At 71.8% G+C, this 5,158-nt stretch carries 5 protein-coding genes; 4 read left to right on the plus strand and 1 reads right to left on the minus strand.

The features are described 5' to 3' along the window. The first annotated feature begins 175 nt into the window (after positions 1-175). Entirely contained in the window at positions 176-1,360 is a 1,185-nt protein-coding gene (locus tag AC08OO_RS05780; RefSeq protein ID WP_476610102.1) for an acetyl-CoA C-acetyltransferase, read from the plus strand. Positions 1,361-1,386: 26 nt separating this feature from the next. Further along, positions 1,387-1,917, plus strand: a complete 531-nt coding sequence (locus AC08OO_RS05785) for a cupin domain-containing protein (protein WP_476610103.1) — start codon at positions 1,387-1,389, stop codon at positions 1,915-1,917. On the opposite strand, the gene AC08OO_RS05790 is transcribed toward AC08OO_RS05785, so the two are convergent. Then, positions 1,867-3,399, minus strand: coding sequence for an ATP-binding protein (locus tag AC08OO_RS05790; protein WP_476610104.1), 1,533 nt, complete (start codon positions 3,397-3,399; stop codon positions 1,867-1,869). The two genes, AC08OO_RS05785 and AC08OO_RS05790, sit on opposite strands and share 51 nt — an antisense overlap. Before the next feature lie 227 nt (positions 3,400-3,626). On the opposite strand from AC08OO_RS05790, the gene AC08OO_RS05795 reads away from it, so the two are divergent. Both AC08OO_RS05795 and AC08OO_RS05800 read left to right on the plus strand, forming a co-directional pair. After that, on the plus strand, positions 3,627-3,950 hold the full coding sequence (locus AC08OO_RS05795; RefSeq protein ID WP_011438060.1) for an MTH1187 family thiamine-binding protein: 324 nt from the start codon (positions 3,627-3,629) through the stop codon (positions 3,948-3,950). Positions 3,951-4,083: 133 nt separating this feature from the next. Then, a complete protein-coding gene (locus AC08OO_RS05800) occupies positions 4,084-5,082 on the plus strand; it encodes a tetratricopeptide repeat protein (RefSeq protein WP_476610105.1) in 999 nt (332 codons plus the stop codon). Positions 5,083-5,158: the final 76 nt, after the last annotated feature.

Raw genomic sequence — 5,158 nt, forward strand, 5'->3', positions numbered from 1 at the left:
GCTAGGTGCTCTTGTCCCTGAGGGGCCAGAATCGCGGCCGGGAATCTCAGACGTGACCAGGCTATTATATCAGCAACGGCCGTTCTCGAGGCTGCTGCCACGAGACGACGTCACCGCATGCCGTGTGCCGGCGCCGTCCCGGTCCGAAGATCTTCCTGGAGATGAGGAGGCATCCATGCCTGGTTCCGTGATCGTGGCCGGAGCGCGGACACCGTTCGGGAAACTGTCGGGCGGGCTGAAGGGCTTCACCGCGACGGATCTTGGTGGCATCGCGGTCTCGGGTGCCCTCGCGCGGGCCGGCCTGCCCGGCGACGCGGTCGATTATGTGATCATGGGGCATGTGATCCAGGCCGGCGCGGGTCAGATCACCGCCCGGCAGGCGGCGGTCGCCGCCGGCATCCCGCTGTCGGTGCCCGCCATCACGATCAACAAGGTCTGCCTGTCCGGCCTCGACGCGATCGCCCTAGCCGACACGTACATCTCCAGCGGGGAGTTCGACCTCGTCGTCGCCGGTGGGATGGAGTCCATGACCGGCGGCCCGCACCTGCTGCGCTCGCTGCGCTCCGGGGTGAAGTACGGCCGGGCCGAGCTGCTCGACGCCACCGAGCACGACGCGCTGTTCTGCGCCTTCGACCAGATCGCGATGGGGGCGAGCACCGAGCGGTACAACGCGGGGCTCGGCATCGGCCGGGCCGAGCAGGACGCGTTCGGCGCCCAGTCGCATCAGCGGGCCGCCGCCGCCACCAAGAACGGGCTGTTCGACGACGAGATCGTCCCGGTCGCGGTGCCGCAGCGCCGCGGCGAGCCGCTGGTCGTCAACCAGGACGAGGGCGTGCGTCCCGACACCACCGTCGAGGTGCTCGCGAAGCTGCGGCCGGCCTTCGACGGCAACGGCACGATTACCGCGGGTTCGTCGTCGCCGATCTCCGACGGCGCCGCCGCCGTCATCGTGGCGAGCCGGGCGAAGGCCGAACAGCTCGGCCTGCCGATCCTCGCGGAGGTCGGTCACCACGGCTTCGTGGCCGGTCCGGACACCTCCCTGCAGTCCCAGCCCTCGCGCGCCATCCTCGCAGCGCTGGCCAAGGAGCGGCTCACCCCGGTTGATCTCGACCTCGTCGAGATCAACGAGGCTTTCGCCGCGGTCGCCATCCAGTCCATGCGCGACCTCGGGATCGGCCCGGAGATCACCAACGTCAACGGCGGCGCGATCGCGATCGGTCACCCCGTCGGAGCCTCCGGTGCCCGGATCGCCCTGACCCTGGCCAACGAGCTGAAACGCCGCGGCGGCGGGATCGGGGCCGCCGGTCTCTGCGGCGGCGGCGGCCAGGGAGACGCCTTGGTGCTGCGCGTTCCGGCGTGACGGCAGGCCTCGGGGAGGCTCCCGCGATGACCCGCATCGACGACCCCGCGACGCTGGCCGACGACCTGGTGCGGGAGCTCGGTCTCGAAGCACATCCCGAGGGCGGCTGGTACCGCCGGACCTGGGCCAGTCCCGACCAGATCGACGCACATGGCGGCAGGCGCCCCGTCATGACGTCCATCCTGTTCCTGCTGCGTCCGGGAGAGGTGTCCCGCTGGCATCGGGTGGCCTCGGCCGAGATCTGGCTCTGGCAGGGCGGTGGGGCCCTCGATCTCACTCTCGGCGGGCCGGGCCGGGCGCCGGTCGCCGCCGACCGGCGGATCCTCGGACCCGATCCGGCCGCGGGCCAAGCGCCGCAGCTCGTCGTGCCGGCCGGCGAATGGCAGACCGCGGTCCCGCGCGATGGACAGCACGTCCTGGTCGGCTGCGTGGTGGCGCCTGGCTTCGACTTTCTGGACTTCGAGCTCTTCCCCGCATCAGGCGCCGTTCGGGGCGGCCTGGTCAGGTCAGCTCGGGGCGGTCATCGCGGTGGTGAGCGCGGCTGCCGCGGCGACTAGGGCGCCGGGATCCAGCGGGATCTTCAGGACGTCCACGGCGCCGGCTCGGCGCAGGTGCGCCCGCTCGCGGGGGTCGGCGTCCTCGCTGAGGACCAGGGTCGGGATGACGCCGGCGGTCGGGTCCGCCGCGAGCTGGGCGAGCAGCTCGGCCGCGGTCGTGTCGGGCAGGTCCCGGTCGAGCAGGATGAACGCTGGCCGGGCCCCCCGCACCGCGTCGAGGGCGAGACCGGCGCGGGGAACGGTCACGGTGTCCGCAGCCAGGAAATCGGTGAGGGTCTCGGCGACCAGGGAACGCAGGGCGGGATCGCCGCTGACGTGCACGACCCGCAGGCCGCCGGGTGCGGGAGGACGGCCGAGGGTGACCGTGCCGGACTCGCCGGAGTGACCTGGGAGACCACCGTAACTGCCCCCGAATCCGCTGTCATCATCGAGATCCTCGAAACGCAGGTCGACCGCGTCGAGCACGACGGCGAACACGCTTCCCACGCCGTACCGGCTGGCGACGGTAAGCACCCCGCCCATCGCCGTGACCAGGGCGTGGGACAGCGCGAGGCCCAGCCCGCTGCCCTCGATTCCGCTGCGCTCGGCGCCGAGGCGCTCGAAGGGCCGGAACAGTCGGTCGATCGCCCGGGGGGAGAGCCCCGTCCCGTCGTCCTCGACCTCGATACGGATCCGCGAGCCGGTGATGGGCACGATGCCGACGCGCACGCTGCCGCCCTCCCGGCCGTACTTCAGCGCGTTACCGACAAGGTTGAGCAGGACCTGCCACAGGCGGCGGCGGTCCGCGTCGGCGACGAGCGGCAGCGCCGGATGGATCACCCGCCGGATGCTGCGCTGCGCCGCGAGCGGTTCGACGAGCTCCACCACGCCCTGGACGATGTCGAGGACGTTGACCGGCCCCTTGTTGATGTCCCCTCGGCCCGCGCGGAGCCTGGCCAGGTCCAGCACGTCATCGATCAACGCCTGCATGTGGCGGCCACCGGTGATGATGCGCTCGACGTCGTCGTGGAGGTCGGGGGTGAGCGGTTCGAGTTCCAGCAGCTGCGCGAAGCCCAGCATGGCGTTCAGCGGGGTCCGCAGTTCGTGGCCGAGCCGGGCGATCAGTTCGTCCTTGGCCCGTGACTCGTTCTCGGCGACCTCGCGGGCGCGCTGGTCGCTGGTGTCCCGAGCGACGACGACCAGCCCGCCCTCCGGGTCGACCCGGACCGTCACGTGATGGGGCACGGTGGCCCCGGCCAGGTCGACGAGTCCCACCGAGCCACGCCACTGCCCGGTCCGCCCCAGCGCGGCCGTCACCGCCTCACCGAGAGCGAGGCGGAACGCGGGATCGACGACGTCGACAAGATCGCGCAGATGGGGGATGCGGGGAACCCGGTCACCGAGGAAGGCACGGGCGGCGGCACCCATGTCGGTGACACGACCATCCGCGCCGACGACCACAGCCAGGTCCGTCAGCGCGTCGAGCAAGATGCGTGACCCCACCTACGCCTCATTATCCGTCTTCTTCCACCCCACGGCGGGCAATGGTAGGGCGTACCGTCAGAGACCGTTGTTCCGGGTTTGCTCAACTGGATCGCCGGCCGGTTTTCCGGCGACGTTTCGTGACATGCAAATAGCTTACCGACGACCTCGGTGCGTCGGCGTAGCAGGGTAGTGGCCCTGCGTTGTTCGATGCGCGGTGAGCGGACTGTCGTGATAAGTCTGACCGCATGCTTGTTGCCTTCAGTGTCACGCCCATCGGTCAGGGCGAGGGGGTCGCGGATCTGGTCGCCGAGGCGGTCCGGATAGTGCGGGCCAGTGGGCTGCCCCATGAGACGACCGCCATGTTCACCACGATCGAAGGCGAGTGGGACGAGGTGATGGACGTCGTCCGCCGGGCCACCGAGGCGGTCTCGGCCCGTGCTGGCCGGGTGAGTCTGGTGCTGAAGGCCGATCTTCGCCCGGGAGTCACCGACGCTCTGCACACGAAGGTCGCCGCGATCGACCGGTTGCTGGCCGGGGGCGAGACCGGCGCGGACGCCACTGATCGTTGACCGCGGCCGGCGGCCCGCGGCCCGCGGCCCGGATTGGGCGTCTGTGTCCGACCCCGGGCGAGGCGGACATGAGGACCGGAAAAGTCGTCCGGTGCCGAGCCCACTGACCGCGACCAGATGCCACGATGGAGGCATGCAACGTAGGCCACCAGTCCCATCCAGATCGCCGCGCGGTGCGGGAGGCGCGGGACGTCTGCCCGAAAGCCTCGGCGGTCTGCGCCTCGCCGGCGCCGTCCCGCTCGACCCCAAGCCGGCGACTCCGCCTCCCCCCGCCAGCAGCGCCGCCACGGCCGCCACGGCCGCGCCGGACGCCGGTCCCGGCGCGCCAGCCGGGCCCGTGGTCATCGACGTCACCGAGGCGAGCTTCGCCACTGACGTGGTCAGCCGGTCGATGCAGGTTCCCGTAGTGCTGGACTTCTGGGCCTCCTGGTGCGGCCCGTGCAAGCAGCTCAGCCCGATCCTGGAGAAGCTCGCCGCGGCGGACGGCGGCCGGTGGATCCTCGCCAAGATCGACGTCGACGCGAACCCGGGCCTCGCGCAGGCCGCCGACGTGCAGGGCATCCCCGCGGTGAAGGCGGTGATCGGCGGGCGGATCATCGGAGAGTTCACCGGCGCCGTGCCCGAACGGGAGGTGCGGAGCTGGCTCGATCAGCTGCTCTCCCTGGTCGGCGAGGCGATGGGCGCAGTCCCGGGCGCGGCAGCCGCGGGCGGCCCCGCCCGTGACCCACATGTGGCGGCGGCCGAGGCGGCGCTTGCCCGTGGCGACTTCGACACCGCGGTCGAGTCCTACCGCATCCGGCTCACCGAGGCGCCCGCGGATCCCGAGGCCCTGACCGGGCTCGCGCGGGCCGAACTGCTGCGCCGGGTGCATGGGTACGATCCGGTGGACGTCCGCAACCGGCTGGTGGCGAATCCGGACGACGTCGAGGCCGCGGTTGCCGCGGCCGACCTGGGCATCGCGCAGGGAGACGTGGCCGGGGCCCTCGCTGGTCTCGTCGAGGTCGTCCGCCGGACGGCGGGACCGGAACGGGAAAGGGTCCGCGCGCACCTCGTCGGGCTGTTCCAGGCGTTGGGTGACGAGGAGCCCGCGGTGGCCCCGGCCCGACGCTCCCTGGCAGCCGCCCTCTTCTGAGCACGCGGCAGTCGAGTTGTGGGGAGCCAGGCACGGTCCAGGGACCGCGGACCGTGCTCAGATCCCCACATTCACC

It is taken from the genome of Frankia sp. CeCAU1 (assembly GCF_977971845.1).